This window comes from Paenibacillus sp. Y660 (assembly GCF_057221575.1).
Genome location: NZ_JBXBBJ010000032.1, coordinates 26,081 through 50,794 on the forward strand (window position 1 = coordinate 26,081; position 24,714 = coordinate 50,794).

17 protein-coding genes and 1 pseudogene are annotated in these 24,714 nt (G+C 45.8%); 2 read left to right on the forward strand and 16 right to left on the reverse strand.

The features are described from left to right. The first annotated feature begins 15 nt into the window (after window positions 1–15). Together AC2TDN_RS23480 and AC2TDN_RS23485 are read left to right on the forward strand one after the other, a co-directional pair. Window positions 16–1,224: an SGNH/GDSL hydrolase family protein gene (locus AC2TDN_RS23480; protein WP_484690365.1), complete on the forward strand. Its 1,209-nt coding sequence runs from the start codon at window positions 16–18 to the stop codon at window positions 1,222–1,224. A 273-nt stretch (window positions 1,225–1,497) separates the two neighbouring features. Further along, the gene (locus AC2TDN_RS23485) at window positions 1,498–7,104 is read left to right on the forward strand and encodes a golvesin C-terminal-like domain-containing protein (protein WP_484690366.1); all 5,607 of its coding nucleotides are present in this window, start codon (window positions 1,498–1,500) and stop codon (window positions 7,102–7,104) included. 423 nt (window positions 7,105–7,527) lie between these two features. Here the strand turns inward: AC2TDN_RS23485 and AC2TDN_RS23490 are convergent, their stop codons facing one another. The 16 genes and pseudogenes from AC2TDN_RS23490 to AC2TDN_RS23565 form a co-directional block, all read right to left on the reverse strand. Continuing rightward, window positions 7,528–8,058, reverse strand: coding sequence for an SMI1/KNR4 family protein (locus AC2TDN_RS23490; RefSeq protein ID WP_484690367.1), 531 nt, complete (start codon window positions 8,056–8,058; stop codon window positions 7,528–7,530). Window positions 8,059–8,246: 188 nt separating this feature from the next. Further along, entirely contained in the window at window positions 8,247–9,620 is a 1,374-nt protein-coding gene (locus tag AC2TDN_RS23495; protein WP_484690368.1) for a hypothetical protein, read from the reverse strand. 545 nt (window positions 9,621–10,165) lie between these two features. Then, window positions 10,166–10,504 carry a DUF4190 domain-containing protein gene (locus tag AC2TDN_RS23500; protein WP_484690369.1) on the reverse strand — a complete coding sequence of 113 codons (339 nt, stop codon included), beginning with the start codon at window positions 10,502–10,504 and terminating at the stop codon, window positions 10,166–10,168. Window positions 10,505–10,660: 156 nt separating this feature from the next. Then, on the reverse strand, window positions 10,661–11,926 hold the full coding sequence (locus AC2TDN_RS23505; protein ID WP_484690370.1) for an acyltransferase: 1,266 nt from the start codon (window positions 11,924–11,926) through the stop codon (window positions 10,661–10,663). Between the two features lie 753 nt (window positions 11,927–12,679). Next, entirely contained in the window at window positions 12,680–13,447 is a 768-nt protein-coding gene (locus AC2TDN_RS23510) for an ABC transporter permease (RefSeq protein WP_484690371.1), read from the reverse strand. Further along, the gene (locus AC2TDN_RS23515) at window positions 13,448–14,209 is read right to left on the reverse strand and encodes an ABC transporter ATP-binding protein (protein ID WP_482069607.1); all 762 of its coding nucleotides are present in this window, start codon (window positions 14,207–14,209) and stop codon (window positions 13,448–13,450) included. 14 nt (window positions 14,210–14,223) lie between these two features. After that, entirely contained in the window at window positions 14,224–15,090 is an 867-nt protein-coding gene (locus AC2TDN_RS23520) for a pentapeptide repeat-containing protein (protein ID WP_484690372.1), read from the reverse strand. Between the two features lie 13 nt (window positions 15,091–15,103). Continuing rightward, on the reverse strand, window positions 15,104–15,433 hold the full coding sequence (locus AC2TDN_RS23525; protein ID WP_482069605.1) for a PadR family transcriptional regulator: 330 nt from the start codon (window positions 15,431–15,433) through the stop codon (window positions 15,104–15,106). A gap of 511 nt (window positions 15,434–15,944) precedes the next feature. Then, window positions 15,945–16,526 (reverse strand): annotated as a pseudogene (locus AC2TDN_RS23530) (gfo/Idh/MocA family oxidoreductase); the annotation flags it as partial. A gap of 135 nt (window positions 16,527–16,661) precedes the next feature. Continuing rightward, window positions 16,662–17,030, reverse strand: a complete 369-nt coding sequence (locus tag AC2TDN_RS23535; RefSeq protein WP_484690373.1) for a hypothetical protein — start codon at window positions 17,028–17,030, stop codon at window positions 16,662–16,664. A 718-nt stretch (window positions 17,031–17,748) separates the two neighbouring features. Further along, a complete protein-coding gene (locus AC2TDN_RS23540; RefSeq protein WP_484690374.1) occupies window positions 17,749–20,004 on the reverse strand; it encodes an ATP-binding cassette domain-containing protein in 2,256 nt (751 codons plus the stop codon). 238 nt (window positions 20,005–20,242) lie between these two features. Further along, window positions 20,243–20,665: an SRPBCC family protein gene (locus AC2TDN_RS23545; RefSeq protein WP_484690375.1), complete on the reverse strand. Its 423-nt coding sequence runs from the start codon at window positions 20,663–20,665 to the stop codon at window positions 20,243–20,245. Further along, complete coding sequence (locus tag AC2TDN_RS23550) at window positions 20,662–20,991, reverse strand: ArsR/SmtB family transcription factor (protein WP_482069601.1); 330 nt, start codon at window positions 20,989–20,991, stop codon at window positions 20,662–20,664. Before AC2TDN_RS23550 ends, AC2TDN_RS23545 begins: the two co-directional genes overlap by 4 nt. 281 nt (window positions 20,992–21,272) lie before the next feature. Beyond that, window positions 21,273–21,995: a hypothetical protein gene (locus AC2TDN_RS23555; RefSeq protein ID WP_482069600.1), complete on the reverse strand. Its 723-nt coding sequence runs from the start codon at window positions 21,993–21,995 to the stop codon at window positions 21,273–21,275. Window positions 21,996–22,195: 200 nt separating this feature from the next. Further along, window positions 22,196–23,662, reverse strand: a complete 1,467-nt coding sequence (locus AC2TDN_RS23560; protein ID WP_484690376.1) for a zinc metalloprotease — start codon at window positions 23,660–23,662, stop codon at window positions 22,196–22,198. Window positions 23,663–24,059: 397 nt separating this feature from the next. Next, a complete protein-coding gene (locus AC2TDN_RS23565) occupies window positions 24,060–24,602 on the reverse strand; it encodes a phosphotransferase enzyme family protein (protein ID WP_484690377.1) in 543 nt (180 codons plus the stop codon). Window positions 24,603–24,714: the final 112 nt, after the last annotated feature.

A 24,714-nucleotide genomic window follows, 5' to 3' on the forward strand; every position in this document is an offset into this window, starting at 1 on the left:
TCAGGTGAAGTCGCGATGAAGGAATTATTCCCTCGAAGAGGGCTGCCTAATGTCATTCAGAAGCTGGAAAATGGGGAAACCGTGACAATCGTTTATTTCGGCGGCAGTAATACCCGTTCTGATGGATACAGGGTCATGACGGCGGATTGGCTTCGTGAGCAATATCCCATGGCGGATATCCGCTCTGTGAATGCAGGCATTTCTGGGACAGGATCGGATTTGGGCTGCGCCCGTTTGGAAACAGATGTACTGCGTCATCAGCCTGATCTAGTGTTTGTTGAATTTGTCGGCAACGATGGCGGAGATTTCAATTCCAAGGCGCGGATCGAAGGAATCGTCCGTCAAATCCGCAAGCGGAGCCGGTTTACCGATATCCTCTTCGTCTATACGCTGAAGGAGCGGGATGTGGCCCTATTTCAGTCCGGGGAATACCAGAAGGGAGCTCTTATGCAGGAGGCTGTGGCCGACTATTACGGCATTCCTTCGATTCATCTGGGTGTAGCGGTCAGTCACTTGGTGTCGGAGGGAAAGCTCGTTTTTACCGCAAAGGAAGACGTGTCCATTCCCGGAGCAGTTGTTTTTACGCATGATTCGATCCATCCGACCATTCCCGAAGGACATCAGATTTACACGGATACCATCACCCGGTCGTTTGAAAAAATTAGCGAACTTCGAGGTCGCGTGGGAAGAGTCGAGCATAACTTGCCTCAGGACCCTTTGGTCCCGGACAATCCATGGGAATACGCCGCTATGCTGCCGCTGGAAGGCCATGCCGATTTTTCGGCAGGATGGTCCTATATGACCCCCGATGATTTCGCTTTGGTCCGCGAGTACAATTGGTTGTTCCCCGGTCTATGGCGAGCAGTCGATCCCGGAGAGGCGATCTCGGTGCAGTTCAAAGGCACTCACATCGGGCTGTTCGATATCGGGGGGCCTGATTCCGGCAGATTGAAGGTGACGGTTGATGGAGGGGAACCCTTCCTTGTCGATCGATTCACAACATACAACGATCATAATCGGAATCAGTATGTTTTCTTGCCGGAGCTCCCGAATGGGAACCATACGGTTCGCTTCGAACTCGATACCGAGAAGACAGACAAAGCGGCAGTGTTTGAGGCATGCAACAATGAACGAAGTATGGAGCATGTTCGGCAGCATCCGGATTGGTACGATCAAACCGTTATCCAGCTTGGGAAGTTGTTGTTGGTGCAGCCTCCATTATAATTGATAATTAGGCTTTATCTACTTGGAAGACCTACATCGTATCTGACTGCTGTTGAGCATTCAGATACGATGTAGGTTTCTTTTTTTACTTAAAATCTTATAAGAAATTGATGAAATTAAAGAAATTTCACGATTATGTGACATGCTATGATGAAAATGACAGAGGGGATTAACCAGACGGATACAGATAATTGCTTCTTTACGATCATTCGAACAAAGGAGGTTAATATTATTTTGTAAGCGCTGTCAAAGTATAGAGAGGATGTGAGTTGTATGATAAAAAGGAAGCTGTTTTTGTTAATCGTTTTCATCATGACGATGATAGTTCCTTTAAGCCTATTCGGAATAGGGACCGCTAATGCGGAGACCTTGCCGTATAAGACGATCATCATCGATGACGGGAGCATCACGATCGATGGTGTTGTGACCCCTGATCCGGATAACGCGAATAACGGATACTCGGCTCCGAATTGGACCACAAGTACAGCGGTGAAAGGGTATGATCATTCCAGTTCCAAATATACGAGTACAGCAGGTAGAACCGTATCATGGAATCCACGATTGGAAGCAGGAACGGCAAAAATATCGTTGTACAAGCTTAACTGGGAGGACAAAGCGGATAACAATGTAAAAATCGAAATCGTTCATAACGGGATAACGGATGTTCTTTTTATGGATTTGAGACCTTCATCCGGTGCGCCTCCGGGATGGGTTGATTTGGGAGAGTACTATTTTTCCGGGGTTGGTGAAGAATTCGTTAAATTGACTCGGTCTACCAGCACCACCAGTACGATACTTACTCGTGCTGATGCAGTCAAGTTCGAAGGGAATATTCAGCAAAAAGAGCCTCATAAGACGATCATCATTGATGATGGAAGCATCACGATTGAGGGTGTCGTCACCACCGATGTAAATAACGCGAATAACGGGTACTCCGCTCCTTATTGGACCACAAGTACGGGAGTGAAGGGATATCATAATTCCAGTTCCCAATATACCGATGCTGTGGGAAGAAGCATCACATGGAATCCGCGATTGGAAGCAGGGACGGCGAGAATTTCGTTCAACAAGCTAAATTGGGCGGATAAAGCAGATAGTAATGTGAAAATCGAAATTGTTCACAACGGGATTACGGATGTCATGTTTATGGATCTGAGGCCTTCGTCAGGCCCATCGGTCGGATGGGTTGATTTAGGGTCCTATTATTTCAGCGGTGATGATAGTGAATTTGTCAGGCTGACTCGAACGCAACCTACGACCGGAACGATCATTACGCGGGCCGATGCGGTCAAGTTCGAAGGGAATATTCGGCAGCAAGCTCCGCCGTTGCCTCCGCTGCGCAGCCGTACATTGGCGAATCTCAGTTATACGGAAAAAGGCAGCATCGAGAATGCTGGCTATAAGGCGACCTTCTATGAAGCTGCTTGGGATGGAGGCAAATCCATCGTTCGTGATATGTTCTACAAGGACACGGATTCGGGGAACTGGGTGCCTGTCAATAATGTGGCGGAAAGACTTGAAGAACAATGGGTCTTATTGGATGGGAATGCGGGAAGTCGAACCAATTACTACGATACGATGAACAAACGCTGGATTACATTCGACGAGATCGAATTCCCTGACAGCCACACGGCGTTATTAACGGATTCTTCACATGGAAGCGAATACGATTTACAAGTGAACTGGTCCATGTCAGGGGATAAACCTGATGTTTCCTTCGCCTTTACACCTCGACGGGATGGCAATTATGTGATCGGCTATCAGTCTTTCACAACAGAGCAAATCTCTGGCGTCAATGAAGTGTTAAATGGTTTCAGGTCGCATGCAAAAATGGTAGGTTCGGTGGAATCAACAAGTTTAAGGGAGCTGAGCGCTCCGATGAGTCTGGTTGAAAAGAACGACGGCGCGGGAAACGCTTTTTCATATGGCGTATTTGTACCGTCGGAAGAGCTTCCAATCGAGTTTGAACCGACGGGTGGCGTTTCCAAACAACGGCTTGGCATGAGTCTTGTCAACAACGAAGGCAGCGTGCAGCCGATCCTTTATGCTCCTCAGCTAGGAGCTTATTCGCAAATGACCGCAGAAAGCACCTATCAATTTCATATGGGGCTAATCGCTGAAAACAGCAGTCTATATGAGGTCTACGAGGATATTCTCCGCAGTGAATACGGTTATTCGGCATACCGGGAAAATGTCGCCGATCAGTCGCTTACTGACGCGATGTTCAATATGATCGATCTGCTTAAGATAGAGCCGCAGGGGGACGACTCTGTTAATTATGTCCCGTCACCTAGCGGGTGGTGGAGCCGTGCAAAGGGCTTTATTGATATCGAGAACGAGGATAGCGTTCGAACAACATCGAATGCGGTTCTTCTGGGGGCTTACTATTTGACCGGGGATGACCAGCTTTACGATACGAGAGCGCTGCCGTCCATCCAGTATGGTGTATCTCGAAATGGTATCGGTTGGTCGCCGACGCAGAAGAAAGTATACGGCGTGCCTTCGTTATGGAAAATGGCAACCTTGCCGTTCGATTTTTCAAGCGTATCCGCTGTCAATCAAATGATGGGTACTTCGGCAGGAATTGAGGCGCTGGCGCAGGAAGAGTACCTTGTGCGTGATCCTGACCAGAAAGATCGGGGGCCTGTCATTCAGCCCCTAATGATGTATCGTATGACGGGAGATGCGCAGTATTTACAGGCTGCCAAGGCTGCAGCTGACAGCTATATCATTCAACATATCGATACTCCTGAAACCGTGAATGTGAATAAAAATGAGTTTATTTATTATTATAGCAAGCTGTGGATGGAGATCTTGGAGCTTTACGAGGAAACGAAGGATCCCAAATACTTGAATGCCGCGTACAAGGAAGCCAAACAGTACGCCACGATGTTTGTTGCTCGTCCGGTACCTGAAGGCACGGTTACGATTCCGCAGCCGATGACGTATAATTACGCGGAGTCGTTCCACTGGCCGGAAAGTGGTAAATACGATTATCCTAGAAGCAAGCTCCCTGAAGACGTAGCCGGAGGCGTACAAGCGGAAAGTTGGCTTGTTTCACCCAACGGGTTGACATTTGAGGCGGGAAGTACAACTGGCTATTATCGGATGAATGCGCAGGAGGCTCCTTTCATGCTGAGATTGTCGCTCTATACAGGCGATAAACTGCTGCAGGATATCGCTCATAATGCGGTCATCGGACGATATTCCAGCTATCCAGGTTATTACTACAAGGGCTTCGCCATTAGTCAATTGGAGCCGGAATTTCCTCTGGAAGGTCCTAGCGGGGCTACATCCATCTATTATCACCATATGCCTGCGCAGCTCGGGCAAACGATGGATTATCTGATCAGCGAACAAACGCTGAAATCGAATGGGAGTATTTCATTCCCTTCCGTATTCGAAACTAATTTTTTATGGTTCAAATATCATCTCTATGGGAATAAACCAGGTCATTTTTACGGCAATTCCGACGTTTGGCTCTGGATGCCCAAGGGGATTATCCAGACCAATCATCCTCAATTGAACTGGATAACGGGAGAGAGCGGAAATAAATTCTACATCGGATTAAGCAACGAATCAACAGCTGAAGTACAGACTCCGATCGAATTGAATGCGCAAATCATTGGGTTCAACCCGGCTCAAGATTATACCGTAACCATCATTCGCGATAATGGCACACCAGAGCAAGCAGTTATGAGTGGCGGAATCATTAACGCCACAGTCTCAAGCAAGGGAATAACCGCTATCATTGTGGAGGGGCTGGATATCTCTGTGCCGCTGCACAAGGTCAGAACTGCCGATACATCGGATGCAAGCTATTTCTTCGATATCCACAGTCCAATTGATGCTGTTAAAGGCATGCTAATCGTCAAGCCCGACGAAACGTCTTACGATGCTTACGTGCAGGCAAAAACGACGAAACCAGCGACGATCCATTACTCCTTGGATGGCGGGGCCACGTACACAACCGTTCCAGATACGATATATCCGATGGAATGGTCGATACGGGTAAATGATTTATCCCAAACCTTCACTTATTATGTGGAATCGGACGAAAAACAGACCCGCAAGCGGACGCTATATCTGCCTGATCAGGTAACGGCAACTCCGGTCCAACCGGATTGGCAGGATGGAGCATCCATCATTGTGGATAATACAGAGGCGGATACAGAAGGCGTCTGGATACGAGATACAACGGCCAATGACTATTACTACGATAATTATGTATATGCGAAATCAACTTCCGGCACAGCGACAAGCAAGATTCACTGGCGGCCGGAACTGCCCGGAAGTGTCACTTATAGCGTGTATTACAAGCTTCCGCAAATAACCGCCACAAGCGAAAATTGGGCAACGAATGCCTCTTTTACCGTTTATTATAGCGGGGGCTCCGAGACAGTTAGCGTTGATGAGACAACGGCCAATGGGACGTGGGTGTTCCTGGGAGCTTATCCTTTTGCAGCAGGCGATAGCGGGTATGTCGAATTAACCAATAAGGCCAACAAGTCACGGGTAGTTGCCGATGCAATGATGTGGGTGGACCCTAATAGGACGCCGCAATTGGAGTCTGTGGCCATCATGTCGGATCGGGACGAATTGCAAATGACTCAAACGGCTCAACTGAGCGTAACCGGTTATTTGGATAACGGCCTGATCGGTGATTTGTCACATGCAAACTTGCAGTATTTCGTTGATAGAACCGAACTGGCTGAAGTAGACAGTAACGGTTTGTTGACCCTTCAAAGCCTCGATGGGGAAACAGATCACATCGAGGTGTGGGCCACTGTAACGATTGACGGAGTGACCTTAACAACACCTCCTTTGACAATTACGATCAGGGACCTGACGGTTATTGTCGACAGCACGAATACGACCGGGTTGTACGCTACGGAAGGATCTTGGAGCCAAAGCAATTTAGCCGGATACAAAATTGGTGTTAAGTCCCGTTACTCTACCGTTCAAGGATCATCGGCGACGTGGAAGGCGATGTTTCCAGAGGGGAGATATACGGTCTCCATCTATAAGCTCGTCCATACAACGGCAAACGATAGTCATGTCAAAGTAGAAGTAAAGCACAAGTCGGTTACCGAGGTCACGTATATCGATGCGACAGTCGGCTCGTCGGGTTGGGTTAATCTTGGAACGTTCGACTTTACAGGAGACGGCAGCGAGTATGTTCGTTTAACCAGGGAAACTCCGACAACTGTAGATCCGCCAACCCTTCCTGCCGATATGATCTATACGAGGGCTGATGCAGTCAAGTTCGAACGGCATTCCGTCAATGAGGCAATGCTTGCGAGCGGGGTGCCAGGCAAACCGACACTTTCGAATAATAGTGGTGTTGCGACAGGCTTACATGATGGCAATTATGAGGTTACGATGAATATGTGGTGGGGAAACAATGGCTCACAGTATAAGTTGTACGAGAATGGCCAATTGATCCAAACGAAGGCACTGCCCGATGCATCGCCGGCAACCCAGACTTCCATTATTCCTATTCAAGGTAAGCCAAACGGAACCTATGTGTATACATGTGAGTTATCGAATTTGTTTGGAACGACTTCATGTGATCCACACACCGTCACCGTGGCTGATGTGAATCCTGGCAAACCTGTGTTGTCCAGCGACAATTGGAATCAAGGCGGGAACTATACCATTACTGCTAATATGTGGTGGGGCACGAACGCAGCACAATATCGATTATATGAAAATGGCGAACTTATTGAAACGCAATCTTTATCTTCACAAACACCAAGTGCCCAATCGGCCATTACACAAATTTCAGGGAAAGTTCCAGGCATTTATCAATATCGCGGCGAGTTTATAAATGGAAGTGGAACAACGGCAAGTGATATTTTACAAATTATTGTAAAATAAAGCTAAGAGCTGAGTGGATGAGAACGATCCATTCGGCTTTTTTATTTCTTGGAATTTAGTATTGAACTTTGCAAAAAGCATTTATCTATTCCGATTCCTGTTGTCATTGATGTAGGGAGTTTTTTTGTCCATAGACAACGAAAAGACTTGAGTAAGCGTAAATTGATTTTCTACTTTACATACTTCTTCACAAAACTCGTATTTTGTACATATGTCTGTAGATTGAAATAAACCCACTTGCAATTTGACAAGAACTTTTTTATTATAAACGGCCATGGATGTGCCCGACATTTACCATATGCTCTGTTAATGGTCGTACTTAGAATATCTACACCTGGAGCAACGAAAATTGGCTCGAGTTATAAAAAAAAGTACCTCGGTCTAGACTTCTTTGACCTACGGTACTTTTTTGCGTTATAGCGACTAGATACAAAATTTATTTTTTTCCCAAAAACTTGATCCCTGGTTCTCTAAAACAAGGCTAAACCAGGTTTCAAAATCTAGTCCCATATCATGTGCTTCATCAATTGGAGCCATTGAATCCCGATAGAGCATGTAGTCTTTTCTTCCATCTATTACTCGATCCATATCAATAAGCAAATCTTGACCATAATGATAACCGATCATCAACCACTCATTCGGAAAATCCCGGCTATTCATGATATCCATAATGGCATCGATATTGAATAATGAGAATTCTCCGCCATAATAGGGGTGATAAAACAACTTCGCGCCGTCATGCATTAATAAAAACCGATAATAATCTGGTGGCAAAACTAAATCATATTGGTTCATAAAATCGTCCAGTTCATCTTCCAAGCAAGGAGGATGAAACAGAATCGTAACTTTTTTTACTGAACCGTCTCCGTTATCAATACCAATAAAGTCTCCATTTTGTTTCAACCGCTCTTTCAGAGTATTGATAACTAGTTCTAAAGCAAGTCGGTCGGTCATAAATTCCTCCTAACTATGTTCTTCTTAATATCATCAACAAGATCGAATGTAATACCCTTATTGTACGTTGATTATAGCTTCTCGTAAAAAATCTAAATCCGTTCTTATATCCAGCCCCCTGTGTCAGTTGTAACATTTTCATTGTAAAACTGTTTTTTGCTGTTCTAATCTGAACGACACCCCAACATCTACCAAGCTGATGCGTTCATTCTGGCGATTTCATCGGTAAGTCCGAGTCTGGTCATTTCTTCTACCATCGCCTCTTCGACTTCCACACTATGGAATTCCTTTGCGTTAAATGTACGTGCCAATACTAGTTTACCGGCATAGGTAGCTCGCTTCAAAAAGCCTTTCAATTCTTCGGCTTCCAAATCATCATCCACCAGAAGTGTTTCGTGTTGCCGACCATTGTCCCCAGGGAGTACATTAGTTACCCCGAGTCCATCAGGCGTGGCAACAACGATTTGTTTCTCCCTCATAGCTTTTACGCGATCAAGGTATGCATATGGATGATCGATTTTAGGTAGATTTAGTGTATTTACCAGTCTGGACATGACCTTACGGCGAATCGCTTGCTCTTCCTCTGTTGGTGCCCATTCATGTTGCGCCTCCTCCTCTTCTTGCAAGTAGTTTTGGTAGGCTTCTTCACTTTCAAACGACATATATATAAAACTACTGTCAATAGCAATTACGCTCAAAAACTCCCTGATATTGTTGGCAATGACTTCTGCAGCTTCATCCCCACCCATTGGGGAAACTCTTACGATTGGGGCATTATTTAGATCCGGGACAGATCCGAATTCCGTTAAGAAGCCGTAGTGTTCACCATCTCCACCCGTCCACCCAAACGTAATGACATCCCAAGGGGTATTCCCATACTCACTTTGGTAATAACCTCCGTAAAAGCCGAGCTCGTCCCATAACGATAGTCCTTCTTCTTTAAGTTGCGTATCTAAGGTGTACAGGTCGTTGAATATATCCGGAGCAGAATACTTTCCGTAATTGATCTGCTCGCTTTCCTCGGCACTCATTGTATCCTCTCCTGCCGTTTCTTGTTGCTTTTGCCATGCTAGCAATTCCTCCATTTCTTCATCTGTGACATCGCCGGGGTTTGGAGATGTCGTAATCGTAACTTCACCTGTCCCAGCATTAAAAACGATCTCTGAATCCGTTAAATCACTTAATCGTTTGGAGTGGATATAAATATGCCCATCAACTTGTCGAAGCGTATCTCCCCACTCATCATGCAAATAGGTCGTACTACTTTCATTTAGTGTATTGTAAGAGATAGCTAATGAGTCATCTTCTTCGTGATTGTACGTCCAGCCCATAGCAATAAGCACCGAATCAAGAGGAAGGTACAACCTTCTTCCCTCTATAAAAGGTTTGTTAATTATAAGAATTTCATTCCCATCGACGTAAATATTCAATTGCTTTCCTGCCTTCTGTATATTCTCAGGGGGATTGGGTTTATCACCACAGCCACCCAGCATAATAACGACTATGCTAAGGATAACAATCCCGACTACTAGTTTCTTGACCGTCATTTGTTCTGTTTGCACATACTGATCCCCTTCGAAACGATCTCTTTTTCTATATTTTCGTCATATGTTTTGATTTTCCTGTCCGTTAGCATTCCCAGGAGACTCATTGTCGCTCGTGTGCTGGGAGAAGCAGGTGATCCAAGCGGCTATGCGCATGGAAACGCCTTGCTTCGCTACGCCGGCCTTAACTAGGGCTCGGACCGCATTGTATTCACGACTTCCTTCTGCTGATTCTTCACATTCTTCTTTTATTGAATGAATGCTTAAAAAAACTTGCCTCAATCGGATGATACAGACACAATCAAAGAAAATCCCGCAAATTTTTGGAGATCATTTGTATAGAACGTTCTTTACTATGTGGTATCACACGAACGATGTATGCATCCTTTAATTCAGTTACACTCCCAAAATCAGTTAAAAAACCATAGTACTCATCACCGTGTGATTGTGCAGGGTCAGCAAATAAAGTAACATCTGGAGGTGTGTTCTCATGAATACTACGGCAGCACTTTTGTATTAGAATGGACTACATAGTACTGCTTGATTTCTCTGTCGTAAGTGGACTATATCGATGAATAATTCAGATCTGTACCGGTGCTTGCAATAAAGATTAAAGCAATTATGGCGATTAGTAAAAAAATGGCATAGGAAGCAGTACCTATAATTCCGCATACAAGTCCGGCAATCGCCAAGCCGCGGCCTTGTTCTCCGTTTTTTTTGATTTCCTTAAAAGATAAACTTGCATACACGATAGAAACAATACCGATAAAAAATCCAAGATAAGGCACAACTATAGCGAGAATACCAAGTACAAGCGCCACAATCGATTTACTGTTTGTTTTCGGCAGTTGCTGCATCGGTTGGTAATATTGATTATGCGGCTCGTTCGGAATTTGATCCATTTGATTCCTCCTTTCGCTCTAACCGTATTTTACCAGTCAATATCTTTTCCCACAAGATGAGCATCCAGCAAAAATCACGCTTAATAGTAATAAAATAACAGATTTAATATCGTCAAAAAAGGGACATCACGAAAGTGACGTCCCTTCAACATTTGACTATTTCTCCAAATTCAGCCGGCGTTTGTTTTGCATAACGGAACGGCTTGCCTCAGACGCCTTCGGCTTTCGGCGGCCCGTTGGGCCGACCAACCATCGTCCGAACGGCAGCTTTTCCAGTAAACAGGATAATCCGATCGCTCCTGCTGCAACCAATATAAATGTAATCAACGCCGCCGGAAGATGATACCCGGTGAGATGCAGGGGCCGTGTTATCCCGCTCGCCAGCATGAGCACAAATGCGTGAGCCAGAAAACCGCCGAATGAATGCCGTCCGATAAACAGCAGGATGCGGTAAAGCGCGCCTTTCCTTTTCTGCAGCAGCAGCGCGGCTCCGTACAGCAACAGCAGCTGGGAGACGATAATCGCAAAAGTAGAAGGCTTCAAATAGGAGGAAATATTCAAATTGATCCGCTCCGATGAGAAGCGCAATACATCATAGCCGAGCCAAATATATGCCCCGATGAAAGCAATCATCGTCCAGCCCATAGCATCTCCTACGAACTTCCGAAACCGGTTCAAGCCGAAGGCGCATACGCTCCCCATCAGGAAGTAAAATAAGTACATGACAAAATAATAAGAACGGTTCGCGATCAGCTCCGCCCAAAAACCGCCTACGGAAGCGGCCCAGCCAGGCATTTTGTAGTACGACAGCCACATCAGCGCTCCATGCAGCAGACCAAGCGCCAGGGATATCCCCGCAACCTTGGAAAATAATTCATCTTCCGAATTGTGCCGCAGCCGTGATCGGATTGTTCCGACCAACCGGGAAAACAACGGGAATAACAAATAAAACTGAAAAATCATTAGGATAAACCACAGATGGTAGCCGTATGTCGGTTTGATCAGCTGCTGAAAGATATTCGTCCAAGCCGATGGCTGCATGAGCTTTCCGCCGAATACCCCTTCCACCGCTATCCAGTAAATGATCGTCCAGCTTAGAAAAGGAATAAAAATATCGCCGAATCTTTTTCGGATAAACGAACGGTAATGCAGCTTCCCGCTGTAATTGTAAAACAAAATCAGACCGGACAGAAATACGAACGTTGGTGTCCCGAACCGGGTGAAATGAAACAGCATCGCCAGCATGATCGAGTCAGCCGGCAGGATGTCGGGCCGATAAATATACTCCGCAATGCAGTGCTGAAGCGCCACCGCCAAAAAAGCAAACGAGCGAAGCAGCGTCACTTCTTCAATCCGCTCTTTTTTCTGACGAACCTCCGGCCGAGGCGCTTGCCGTTCCATTTCCGCTTGCATATTTTCCATGATGTCACCTCTATTCTCAGTTGGCAAAAGATAAACTGATTATAGCGGACAATCATTAGAGGAAGATTAACTGGCACAAATTAACGCTTTCCGGTGCTCTTACCCCTTCATCGATCCAGCCAGACCGGAAATATTTCTCTATTACCTTTAGCTTGAATAGTTCGTTGTTCCCATTATTGTTGAGCCGTAGCAGTAGGTACAAAATGATAGTTACCGAAATTATGTTACATCACAGTAATGTAGCATTAGAAATAACATCCGATTTGTCGGTTGGATAAATTATCTTTTCTTTCTCAACACTTTAATTACCGCACTTATAGTCATGTATATGATTAGAATACATACCACTGTAAACAAGTATGATGTAAACGTGAAGCTAATCCACTGTGCAGTCATGGTAACAGATCCATCAGAATTGACAACTTCAGTGGATGAATTGTTCTTAAAAATTGCTATAAACAATAATGGTAATAAAGCTGAAATTATTACACCAATGATTATTTCTTTCAATTTGAACATTTGGGAATTACCTCCACTCATATTACTCTTATAAGATCAATTATCACACTTATTACGCTTTCGCATAGTTGAACAATCGTGTCCAGTTAGCGTAATAATCTACGGAGACGTTGTTAGACTTATTTTCCTGCAGCATGCCAATAAATTCCATCCTTCCCTGCACTATAAACTGAGAACAAAATAAAGCCCGCGGTTTCCGCGCCGCGGACTTCATCCGGACGATCATGTCCTTTTTCAAACTTTCTTTTTATATACCTTCATTGCAAAGAAGTAGGCTACGATCAAAATTCCGACGCACCAAGCAAGAGCGACCCATATATCATTGCCCACCGGCTGATCCGACAGCAGTGCACGAATGGCTTCCACGATCGAGGTCACCGGCTGATTTTCAGCGAAGGCGCGAACGACAGTCGGCATCGACTCGGTTGGCACAAACGCCGAGCTGATAAACGGCAGGAAGATAAGCGGGTAGGAAAAGGCGCTTGCGCCCTCGACCGTTTTAGCAGACAGGCCTGCAATCGCTGCTATCCAAGTTAATGCCAGCGTAAACAGCGCGAGTATGCCGACAACCGCAAGCCACGACAGGATCCCCGCAGACGAATGAAAGCCCATAATCAAAGCAATGAGAATGATTACGATAAGGGATATAGCGTTCGATACTAGTGAGGTCAGCACATGTCCCCAAAGAAATGCGGAACGTGAAATGGGCATGGATTGAAACCGCTCGAATATGCCCTTCTGCACATCGTTGAACAGTCGAAAAGCCGTGTAGGATATTCCGCTAGCAATAGCAATTAGAAGTATGCCTGGCAGCAGGTAATTTACATAGTTATCCGTTCCGGTTTGAATGGCACCGCCGAACACATAGACGAACAGCAGCATCAACGCAATCGGCGTAATGGCAACCGTAATGATGGTGTCCATGCTGCGAGAAATATGACGCATAGAACGTCCTAGCAGAATGCTCATATCTCTGAAGAAATGTTTCTGTACTCTCTCCATTTACTTTCCCTCCCTTTTGCTGACGATTGCAAGGAATATATCCTCTAATGTCGGCTGTTTTTCAACATACTCCACCTTTGCGAGAGGGAACATCTTTTTCAGTTCCGGAAGCGTGCCGCTGGCAATAATCTTACCTTCATGCAAAATGGCAATTTTGTCGGCAAGCTGCTCTGCTTCTTCCAGATACTGCGTGGTTAAAAGAACCGTCGTACCGCCGTTCGCAAGCTCTTTCACAATGTTCCATACCTCGATACGTGCCTCAGGGTCGAGTCCTGTGGTCGGCTCGTCGAGGAATATGATCTTTGGTTTTCCCACAAGGCTCAAGGCGATGTCGAGCCTGCGGCGCATACCACCCGAATAAGTGGATACTCTGCGGTCTGCGGCTTCTGTCAGGCCGAAGCTTTTAAGCAAATCGTCTGCAACCTGTCGTGGGTTTTTAAGGTATCGCAGCTTGGCAATCAAGATAAGATTTTCCCGTCCGGTCAATAATTCATCAACGGCGGCAAATTGACCGGTCAGACTGATCGCTTGTCGCACATTCTCGGGTTTTGAAGCAACATCGAATCCGTTTACGGCAACGGATCCGCCATCATGTTTGAGCAGCGTCGTGAGGATTTTGACAACCGTAGTCTTGCCTGCCCCGTTGGACCCGAGCAATGCGAAAATACTGCCCTCTTCCACCTCGAAATCTACGCCCTTTAGAACCTGTAGATCCTTATAGGACTTTATGAGCCCTGTTACTTTAATTGATTGGTTTGGCATATTATTATCCCCCCTTAAATTACGGTAACCTTAGACAGATCGGCCTCCATGCCCTTAAGAGAGGCATAAGTCAACTTATCCATCATCGCTCCGTCAAAGCAGATCGTTTTAATGATGCGATAATATTTCTTCGTTAACGTAAAACCTGAATTAAAAGACACATTTTTAAGCGTTGCTCCCCTAAACGAAACTTCGTTTAATGCCGCCTTGTCAAACGTAACGCCGATAAACGTCTGTCCGTCAAAACGCTGCCCGCCTAAGGCAGAGTACTTGAAGTCAACCCCATCAAATAAACAACCTTCAAAAATCGTTTTGCTAAGATCGGTCAGCGTTAACGTCACATCGGTCAGTCTTACTCCTGTGAATTTGGCTCCGTCAAGCCCCGACTTGCTGAAATTGGTTCGTACAAGGATCGTCTTATTGAAGCTTGCATTTGTCAGGTCAAGTGCGGATAGGCTGCAGTCCGTCAGATTCGCGCCGTTAAAATTAGCTTCGCGTACGTCGCTGCTCTTAAACGAACTGCCAGTCAAATCTGCGCCCGAAAAGTCGGAACCGTGCAACGCGCTGCCTGTAAACTGTCCTTTATGGGCCGTAACGCCTGCAAAGTCGCTTTTCGCCAGGTTGCTTCCGCTAAGGTTTGTCACCACCTGACGTTCCAGCGAGCGTGAGAGGTTGGCGACCTCCAGGATCGTTTGTTCGATGTCGCCGATACTCTCAATAGTCATCTTAAACGCTGTTTCATCGTCCTTGCCTTCAGCTTTGAGTTCACGGAATCGCTCCTGTAAATCGGAGTGCAGGTCAGTCTTTAATTCGGTGACGCTTTTTACTCCATCGTATGGCGTAAATACGCCGTTCAAATAATTCGTCAATTTCTGATTCATACATCATCTCTCCTTATAATAAGCTTTCAAGAACGCGCTTCGCGTACTCCCAGTTGCTTATATTGCGGGCGTAAGCAGTCTTACCCTTTTCGGTAATTCTAAAATATTTACGACGTCCACCCTGAGATTCATCACCCCAATACCACTCGATATCGCCTTCTGTCTCAAGCCGTCTGACGCTGGAGTACATCGTGGCTTCCTTTAATTCATATTCGCCGCCCGAGCGCTCGGCAATCAGCTTGACAATTTCGTATCCGTAGCGGTCAGCTTCGGATAAGAGCCGTAAGATCATCGTGTCGGTATGTCCGCGCAACAGGTCGGATGTAATTTTGTTCTCGCTCATTTAATCACCTCCGCATCTAAATGATACAACACAGTACCATGACAGTCAAGGTAGTGTTATAAATAAAATACTTTTTCTGAAATGTTGCATGTTCATTCAGTAACTTTATGAAATGCCACTAGGTAGAACGAACGTTGAGAGCTCTGCACGTATCACATGCAGTTTCTTTCGTAGAAGTAGATAATCGGACAATGCTCTTGTCGCAAAATGGTAATCGAATCAAGTTTTTGACATCGCATAATGACGAGAATTTGGTCCTATAACTAAAAAAAGCCCACGATTTACGCGGACTTCAATCGGACTATTTTCTTGTCACCTGACACCCTTGGTGTTCGGCCAGCTGGCCGGCTATGTGTTTCCACTGCTGTTCATGCCAAGCTTTATTACGCAGTCCTTGTCCGCCGCTCTCATTCCTGCGATTGGCGAGGCAGCGGCGAACAACCTTTATAAACTTCTTATATTCCAACAAATATTGATTAACTCTTCATCACTCAGATGCATGTTGATGGAGCTATTTCGCTGCCGCTAACGCCTCGGCATAGTCTGATAATACGATCATCCTGCCATTATCTAAGCGTGATTCCTCCGCTGCAAAGGCCATTAAGTGACTCCTTACCGATGCGGCTGCTGAGGTCAAGCTTTCTTGTCCTGTATAATTCCGGACTTCCTTTAAGAAGCTGCGAACAATTCCAGCATCGCCGCCCCCATGACCAGTCACTTGAGGCGGAATTGTAAGCTCTGTCTTCTGGTGGGTCAGAAAGTCATACAGCGTTATGGTATCCCCTTCAGCCCGAAGCTCACCACTTGTTCCCATGATTTGAATTCTCCGTTCCTGCTCGAACGTAAACCCGCACATGCTGAACATCGCTGTTGCACCTCCTTCAAATTCCATGTTAACAACTTGATGATCGACAACGTTGTTATCACTGCGATATACACATCGACCATAATCCGTCTCACGAAGACCAATAATAATATTCTCTTTGGTCAGATCAGGAGAGAAGTGTCTCGCCCTGCCTTTATACTGATTGCTTAAATAGAATCGTGGCGCAGAATAGGGGCAAGCTGCTTCTGCTGCGCAGTCCAGGCATCGGTATAGCGCAGGTTACACAGTGTATGGATATGAAATTGATAAAGCTGATAATTAAATAAACAAAAGCCCTGCCCTACCATTTGATATAACAATGGTGGGGTTTTGTTTATTTAAAGTGTACAACATAATTACGTACTAGTCCGCTATATTGACGACGTTATCTTTAACTTGATAAATGATATAGTTATGATTCCATTGCTGCACGGTAACGTTCGTTTCTTCATCCCCCTTTTTAAAAAAATAATTAGAGCCTTCTTGCTCGACATAGGTCCAGCCTTCGCTGCTCATTCGTTCTTTAAGAAGAGACTCAATGGAACGATTCTCTTTTGCAAGATAATGCCCCTCCCCATCCATCACGACTATTTGTTTATCCGTTGTACCTAATGTGTACATGAGCTTAATGTTATAGAATCCAATATTATTGATATAGGCAGCAGCGAGTATAACGACAAGAACAACGATTCCAATAATTCCGAATACCGCGACTTTCCAAGGTTTCCTCAAAATTATTTCACCACCTATGCGTATTTGAACTCAAATTAGCACGACTTCGTACGATTATTTCCGCCGAGGTGGTAATAGAAGCCAATGCTGGCTTATACCCTCGTACTGACTAAGCTTAGTCTGCAACTCCGGCTTCCGGTGAGTAATACCGGGAACATCAATTGTGTCCATCAAGTGGCTCATAACAAATCAAAGCTCCAGCAAGCCACTTATTCAATGTGTGGTCCCGTGACTTACCTCCAGGTTTCAAATGACCGCTAATTTAGATTAGCGGTCATTATGTGTTTTCAAAGCATATACTTGATGTCCGCTAATGTAAGTCAAGATTTGGAGGCTTTTTCGGCTTGTTACCGTTTCATTTTCAAGGTACTGGTTAATAAAATGCTTTAATACTACGAACACGATGCTTTAACTTCTGCGGGTAAGTGGGCTCTTACATGCAGAATAAACGTTCGATGCAAACTATAGTCTGTCAGGATTAGAAAGTTCACCAGTGTTTTGTCCATCAATTCCCCTCCTACTAGACATCATTTTACCACTTATTTTCCAGAGCCTTATCTTCAAAGCAAAATAAAAATGAGCAGGCCGCCGTAGCGACTGCTCATCTATGTGTGTTATTCAACAATTTTTCCTCGTTAGCTCAAAACCATATATTATAATAAAAAATCACACAGCGCTTGGAGTTATATGGTTACATATTCATGTCATTCGACTGCATCTACAACAAGTATTTTCCCGTGATCGACTGCTCCGTATGGATGATCTGCTGAGGTGTGCCCTCGAACACCACCTGGCCGCCTTTGCTGCCTCCATCTGGTCCCATATCGATGATCCAATCCGCATGGCTGATTACATCTAGGTTGTGCTCGATGACGATCACCGTATTGCCGGCATCCACGAGGCGGTTCATGATCTCCAGAAGGTGACCGATATCTGACATATGTAGGCCGGTTGTCGGCTCGTCCAACACGTAGATGCTGCCCTTCTTATGCAGCTCGCTTGCCAGCTTGATGCGTTGGCATTCCCCGCCCGAGAGCGTGCTGAGCGGCTGGCCGAGTGTAATATAGTTCAGTCCCACATCACTCATCGCCTGAAGCTTACGCACAACCTCTATTAGCTGAAAAAAATCCAATGCCTGCTCCACAGTCATCTCCAGCACTTCTGCAATTGACTTGCCGTTCAGCTTGTACGCGAGCACCTCTTCCTTGAACCTTCTACCGCCGCATTCTTCACATGGCAGCTTCACGCTGTCGAGGAATGCAAGGTCTGTATACACAACACCAAGCCCTTGGCAGTTCTCGCAAGCCCCCTTGGAGTTGAAGCTGAACAAGCCTTGATTAACCTTGTTCGCGGAAGCAAACGCCTTGCGCACATCGTCCATAATGCCCGTGTAGGTAGCAGGATTCGAGCGTGTTGACACTCCTACCGCCGATTGGTCGATGACGATCGCATCCGGATGCTGGCTGAGGAATACATCATTAATCAACGTACTCTTGCCCGAGCCTGCGACACCTGTTACGACTGTCAGCACTCCGGTTGGAATATCTACACTCACGTTCCGCAGGTTGTGCAGTGTGGCATCCTTGATAGACAACTTGCCGGATGACTGCCTGCATTCGTGCTTCAGCTGGAGCGGCCGCTTCATATGAGTACCTGTCAGTGTACCTGCCTCCAGCAGGCCTAGGAAGCTTCCTTCATACACGATGGTACCGCCTCGGCTGCCAGCGTGAGGCCCGACGTCGACGATATGGTCCGCCAACTTGATCACATCGGGATCATGCTCGACGACAATCACGGTATTTCCCTTGTCGCGCAGCTTCTGAAGCAATTCATTTAACCGGTGAACATCCCGGGGGTGCAAGCCAACGCTGGGCTCATCGAAGATGTAAGTAACATCCACCAGACTGCCGCTCAGGTGCTTCACCATCTTGACGCGCTGCGACTCGCCGCCTGACAAAGTATCAGTCTCACGGTCCAGCGTCAAGTAGTCAAGCCCGATATCCACCAAATGCTGCAACCGCTCCGTCAGCGACTTGACGATCGGCGCCGCGACAGGATCGTCAATCTCCCGAATGACCCGGATGAGCTGTCCGACCTCCATGGAGGACAGCTCCGCAATGTTGAGTCCATTGATTCTGCAGCTTAGCGCAGCCTGACTGAGTCTCGCGCCGCGGCAGCTGGAGCAGGGACCTTCGGATATGTACGGCGCAACCGTTTTTTGTGTGCGCTCGGACTTCGTCTTCACATCCTGCTTGATGTATTTGTTGGTGAACTTCTCAATGACGCCTTCCACTGTTATATTTGTTGCCTTGCCGGCGAAATCCATCTTAACTTTCCTTGCCTTGGCGTACAGCAGGTGATCCAGTTCCTCATCCGAATAATCGCTCAGCTTCTTGTCGAGATCGAAGTCTCCCGACTGAACGATCATGTTCCATTCCCAGCCGTTCACCGGATAGTCCGGCAGCATAATTGCCCCTTCATTCAACGACTTTGACATGTCCAGCGCCTTGCTCATGTCGATGCCTAGCCTGCGACCGATCCCGTTGCACTCGGGACACATGCCTTGCGGATCGTTAAACGAGAACATGTGCGCTTGTCCAACATAGGGCTTACCAACTCGGGAGAAGAAAAGACGGAGTATGGGAGAGATATCAGTAATCGTTCCCATCGTAGAATGGGAACCGCCGCCCAGACGCTTCTGATCCACAATAACAGCCATGCTCAGGTTTTCGATCGCGTCCGTATCCGGCTGTGGAACGCGGGGCAGGAAATTGCGCACGAATATGCTGAAGTTCTCATTCAGCAATCGCGTGGATTCTGCGGCGATCGTATCGAAGACGATCGATGACTTGCCGGAACCGGATACCCCTGTGAAGATCGTGATCTTCCGCTTGGGAATGCGCAAGGATACGTTCTTGAGATTGTTTTCCCTCGCACCAGAGATTACAATAAACTCCTGATTAGATTCGCTCATTCTTAACATCCTTCCGATCGTGTTAATTTCTACTAATATTCACATTGTTAGCTTTATCCATATTCAATTAGTGTGAACTTTACCGAAACGACAAGAACTTGTCAGATTGTGAGAAGTAGACATAAACCGGCTGCAAACGAAATGCAGCCGGTTTATGTCTATTCGGGTCAAACAGTTTTCAACAATCGTACCCATTAATTTAGCCTGGGGGAAGGAGATGTTTTAGTATCGAAAGCAGTTATTGTTCCAACACCTTATCAAGCTCGCCGCACCATTTACCCCAGCCATACCTTGCGCCTTCGAGACCATGAACATTGGCGAATCCGGTTTGCTCGAGATGAAGGTTAACCTTTCCGTCCCCTAAATCCTGCAGCGTCCAGGTGACCGTGTGCTTCTCCTCTCCGCTGGCCCAAGTATAGGACACCCGGTTTGGTGCGTCCACGATAAGCACTTCCCCGTCAATAATGCCATCCCAATATTCGGACGGCTGAGTACGAAACTGAAAACGGTGTCCTACGACAGGCACAAAATCATTTTCCATCGGCTGACCATTGTGGATGTTGACCACCCACTTGGCAAGCTTGCTTGAATCGGTGATGGCGGACCAAAGCTTCTCGATCGTTGTCGAGTATTGAAAATCCAAGGTTAATACTAAACTCATTCTTCTTCCTCCTCCAATAGTTGGTTTAAGCGCAACATATTCGTACTCCAGAACTTGGTGTAGAAAGCCACCCAATCTTGAATTTCTCTAAGTGGAGAGGCGTTTAGCCTAAATCTCGTTTCTCTGCCGACTTTTCGGTCAAGTACCAGTCCAGCCTCTTTAAGTATTGTCAAATGCTTGGATACTGCTGTACGGCCCATTTGAAACTGTGCCGTTAATTCATGCAGCGGTATCTCCTCTGCCTCTGCTAACAGACGAATCAGTCGGCGCCTAGTTGGATCTGCAATCGCGTCATACACATCCCGCAGCTGGTCGTTATCTCTCACAACACCCTCTCCTAAAATATGATTACCTAGGTCAGCCGTTAATTTCACAACCTCCTAAGCGTATGCGGCTCTTTGAACGTAGGCCCCTTGAGGCGTGAATCGCTAATTTGACACCTTTCAGTGTCGCTTTGATTATAGGTCACCATTCAGTGTCGTGTCAACAACATCTTTAAACTCCACATGAATTCTGTCAGTAAGCTATGAGTGTCAATTATTATGAAGCGAAATGAAAACCTCATCCTATAATAGGAAACAGAATCCACTTGGCCAAGCAGGCTAATTTAGATTTCCTTGATTAATCTCCATAACTTTTTTGAATATACTAACCAGAACTTGTAATCACTTATTTCTTCCCTAAAATTGTATACTCTGTCCATATCCGTGTAATGTCCAATAGTAGTAATCGGTATTTTTAATTGAACTGTGCTCTTAATAACTCTCGATAAGTCAATGAATAATCCATCTCTCGTGCATTCTAATAGTGCCGATGTTATGTCCTTTGGTATATCGCAAAATTTTCTTCCGGTTAACTTATGAAGTTTCAAAGTAATCACTCTGGCCAGAAGAGTTTCATAATCATAAAGGTTTGTAACATAGAGCTTGTTAAACCAGCCGTCATCATGTGCATAATAGGCAAATCTTATCTTTGGAATATTATGTAATGGCTTAGCAAGATGACCAAAAAACAATAATTCAGCAATCTGATTGTTGCTTAAGGCATCCAAATCCTCTTCTTTCGAAAAATCCACCCAGCAAAAATCTCCATAGTCATAAACAGAATCCTCAATCAATTCATTAATTTCTTCCTTCATGACATAATCAAATCTAGAGTGTTGATTCCATTGAGCATTATCAAAATTATGCCTAAGCAGCAAAAGATTCTCCGGCCTGTTGTCTACACCGTTCATGAATTCATAAAATTCAATTCCATACGAATAAAAACAATTCGTTTGATGCTCGCCGCTTACATAGATCAGATCCCTTATTTTCATTCTTTTCTTCATTAAACATACCCCTCAAAATGTACGAATTGCTTCAATATAGTTATAACCCTATAGCTGTCGGAGGACAAGAACATATATCGTTACCCGGATTATTGATTTCACACCTTATTAACATACAAATAATGCGCTGCCATTCGACAGCGCATTAGTAAGTGATAGCGGATAAGCCCTTGGGAGCAAATCCGCCATAGCAATCTCTGTTACTGGTACGTTGAAAAGATAAAGTGCGTCTCTCCGTTGTCGCCGGTCACACCTGTCAAAGTTGGCATAGAGCCTCTGATTGGCAGTACCCAGTTTAGTGGAACAGCCTTTTGCCAGCCTCCATCAGCATAACGGATGGTATGCCATGCCTGTCCATCCTCGGTAGTAAAGACGAATTGCGTTTGTCCGTCAGAACCGGAGCAGCCACCTATTGCGATGACTCGTTTCTCCACCTGCAATTCTTTTCCTAGATCATTCAAACCCTTCCACTTCCCGCCATTTCTAAGGCGAAGAGTATGCCATAGATGTGCGCGGTTTGTAGCGAAGACAAACACCGCATCCCCGTTACTTGGACCTGCAGCCCCTGCAATCGTGGTAACTACTCCAGACCATTTAGTTGAAAGCTCGGCCGATAGGTTGCCTAGCGTCTGCCAGCTTCCGTTAGCACGCCGAATGGTGTGCCAGAGGTGTCCGTCATTTGTAGTGAACGCATATTGCGTAGTCCCATCGGCACCGTTAGTTCCGCTGAGAGCCACCACGTTCCCAGGCACCTTAACTTCACTTCGAAGGTCGCCAATCGGCTGCCAATTCCCGTGCGCTTCACGAATCGTGCGCCATAGATGTCCATCGCTGGTTGCAAAAATGATTTGTGTCGTTCCATTCGCCCCGCTCGCCGCTGCGACTGCTGCAACACCTTTGGGAATTTCAAGCAACCGAGAAAGATTGTCCGGCGCCGACCAACTGCCATCCGAGTGGCGAATCGTGTGCCACAATTCGCCAATTTCCTCAGGTCCTCCCCAGATCGTGGCGAAAGCTAAATGCGTATCGCCGTTTTCGCCTTTTGCACCTGCAACAGAAAGGATCGGACTTTGAATATTGAATTTATTATGCAGCTCCACCAGAGGCTGCCAGCTTCCGTCCGAGTTGCGCACAGTATGCATGAGGCTCTTGCTTGCATTAGACTTGGGATACAAAATTGCAACTAACTGCATATCTGAAGCGTCAATGTCCGTGCCTCCTGCGACAGCAATGCCATCCTTCATGATGGACGCTGGCAATTTGTAGCACATGATGGAGTTAGGGTCCGCCACCACCGTTTCACTAACGAGCGGGTCAAGTGGAGTAAGTACCTGTCCTATTGTCTTCTCGCGAGACCAATTATAACGCTCTGCAAAATAGGCGATTGCCTTTTCCGAGTCAATGAGATTCACGATCTCAGGACGGCGATGCTCATGAGGAAAGCCAAGTGTATGACCAGTTTCGTGACGAACGACACGTCGGAATTCTGATTCAGGCGTATCCATACTGAATCCTTCAAGATTCATCGTGGCCTTGTCAGGAGGAATCAGCAGAATATCGGTCCCGGTATAGGACCAATATCCTTTACCATCAAAACTGATTCGGACTTGAGGATTGTCAGATGATTCCGTAAACACGATGTTTCCGGTCACGTTCCATGCATTCATGTGGCTAATAATCCGTGCTTTCAATTCAGCAGATGGATTCCCGATGAATCCGACGGTCAGGTTTACCCCCCTTCTACTCCAGCGCTTCAATGTCAGTAAAGCCAATTTGATGGGGTTTGCTTGCTCCTGTTGTGATAAAAGTAGGACCTGGTGGGCTTTCGGCGCGTTCTCTGGGTTAATCTCGATCGCTTTCGCTGCCGCTTTTACCTGAAGTTCGGAAGGTAGTTCTTTGAGGGTGCACATGATTGAGTCGGATAAGTGAGTTGTTCTGGATGGGGGTATACTGCACATTGCTGACACCTCCAGTTCAAATTATAGAAAACACACCTTAAGTATACTGTATCTAACGTAATAAATCTGCATAATTTTTCCATAGTAAAAAAAGGATTTTTTTCTTTCAAATTTCTATCGGATTAAAAAGAAACGGTGCCCCTGCTAAATATTTTTTTATTATAGCTTGTGCATAGGGCTGTTCTTCTTTTAGCCATTCGGTTTCCCTTGGATCAGGGGCATGGTGACAATAATTCTCTATCATGACCATCACTGTAAAACTTTCTAGTGCGGGAAGCCAGTCGCCTTCTAGTCTCCTCTTGCTTTCATAACCTTTAATCAGTAACTCCCTTTGCCATGGATAAAGCCCCAAAATCGCATGTGCTATATCATATAGGAAGTATCCAAATCCACATCTCCCAAAATCAATTGGACGAGGTTCTCCATTATGAAATACAATGTTCCCTTGGTGCAAATCGCCATGAATTAATCCATAGCTTTCATCATCTTTGCTAAGATTGTTAATCCAAGAGAGTATCCTTTCAGCCGCTGATTGATACAACTGGAATTCGGTATCTATCAGGAACCGATCATAATGTTGCGATAACCGAGTCATAGCTTGCCTAAAGCTTTCCTCACCCCAAAAAGGGCGTATGAAGGTAAGCGTCAAATAGCCCCCACCTTGTCATCAGATGAGAGCTAAGATAAGCTGGATTAAGATTTAAACACGTGGCAAGTCAGCGGTAGCGATGTTGACCAAGGCAACAGCTTGTCTAGCGTTT

What these genes read in the sequence shown, in the direction of transcription:
- AC2TDN_RS23510 (WP_484690371.1), bottom strand. Translation starts at nt 13,447, where the DNA reads ATGGAGAGAGTACAGAAACATTTCTTCAGAGATATGAGCATTCTGCTA.
- AC2TDN_RS23490 (WP_484690367.1), bottom strand. Translation starts at nt 8,058, where the DNA reads ATGACCGACCGACTTGCTTTAGAACTAGTTATCAATACTCTGAAAGAG.
- AC2TDN_RS23485 (WP_484690366.1), top strand. Translation starts at nt 1,498, where the DNA reads ATGATAAAAAGGAAGCTGTTTTTGTTAATCGTTTTCATCATGACGATG.
- AC2TDN_RS23515 (WP_482069607.1), bottom strand. Translation starts at nt 14,209, where the DNA reads ATGCCAAACCAATCAATTAAAGTAACAGGGCTCATAAAGTCCTATAAG.
- AC2TDN_RS23560 (WP_484690376.1), bottom strand. Translation starts at nt 23,662, where the DNA reads ATGAATGCATGGAACGTGACCGGAAACATCGTGTTTACGGAATCATCT.
- AC2TDN_RS23480 (WP_484690365.1), top strand. Translation starts at nt 16, where the DNA reads ATGAAGGAATTATTCCCTCGAAGAGGGCTGCCTAATGTCATTCAGAAG.
- AC2TDN_RS23520 (WP_484690372.1), bottom strand. Translation starts at nt 15,090, where the DNA reads ATGAATCAGAAATTGACGAATTATTTGAACGGCGTATTTACGCCATAC.
- AC2TDN_RS23500 (WP_484690369.1), bottom strand. Translation starts at nt 10,504, where the DNA reads ATGGATCAAATTCCGAACGAGCCGCATAATCAATATTACCAACCGATG.
- AC2TDN_RS23525 (WP_482069605.1), bottom strand. Translation starts at nt 15,433, where the DNA reads ATGAGCGAGAACAAAATTACATCCGACCTGTTGCGCGGACATACCGAC.
- AC2TDN_RS23505 (WP_484690370.1), bottom strand. Translation starts at nt 11,926, where the DNA reads ATGGAAAATATGCAAGCGGAAATGGAACGGCAAGCGCCTCGGCCGGAG.
- AC2TDN_RS23545 (WP_484690375.1), bottom strand. Translation starts at nt 20,665, where the DNA reads ATGAGTTTAGTATTAACCTTGGATTTTCAATACTCGACAACGATCGAG.
- AC2TDN_RS23555 (WP_482069600.1), bottom strand. Translation starts at nt 21,995, where the DNA reads ATGAAGAAAAGAATGAAAATAAGGGATCTGATCTATGTAAGCGGCGAG.
- AC2TDN_RS23540 (WP_484690374.1), bottom strand. Translation starts at nt 20,004, where the DNA reads ATGAGCGAATCTAATCAGGAGTTTATTGTAATCTCTGGTGCGAGGGAA.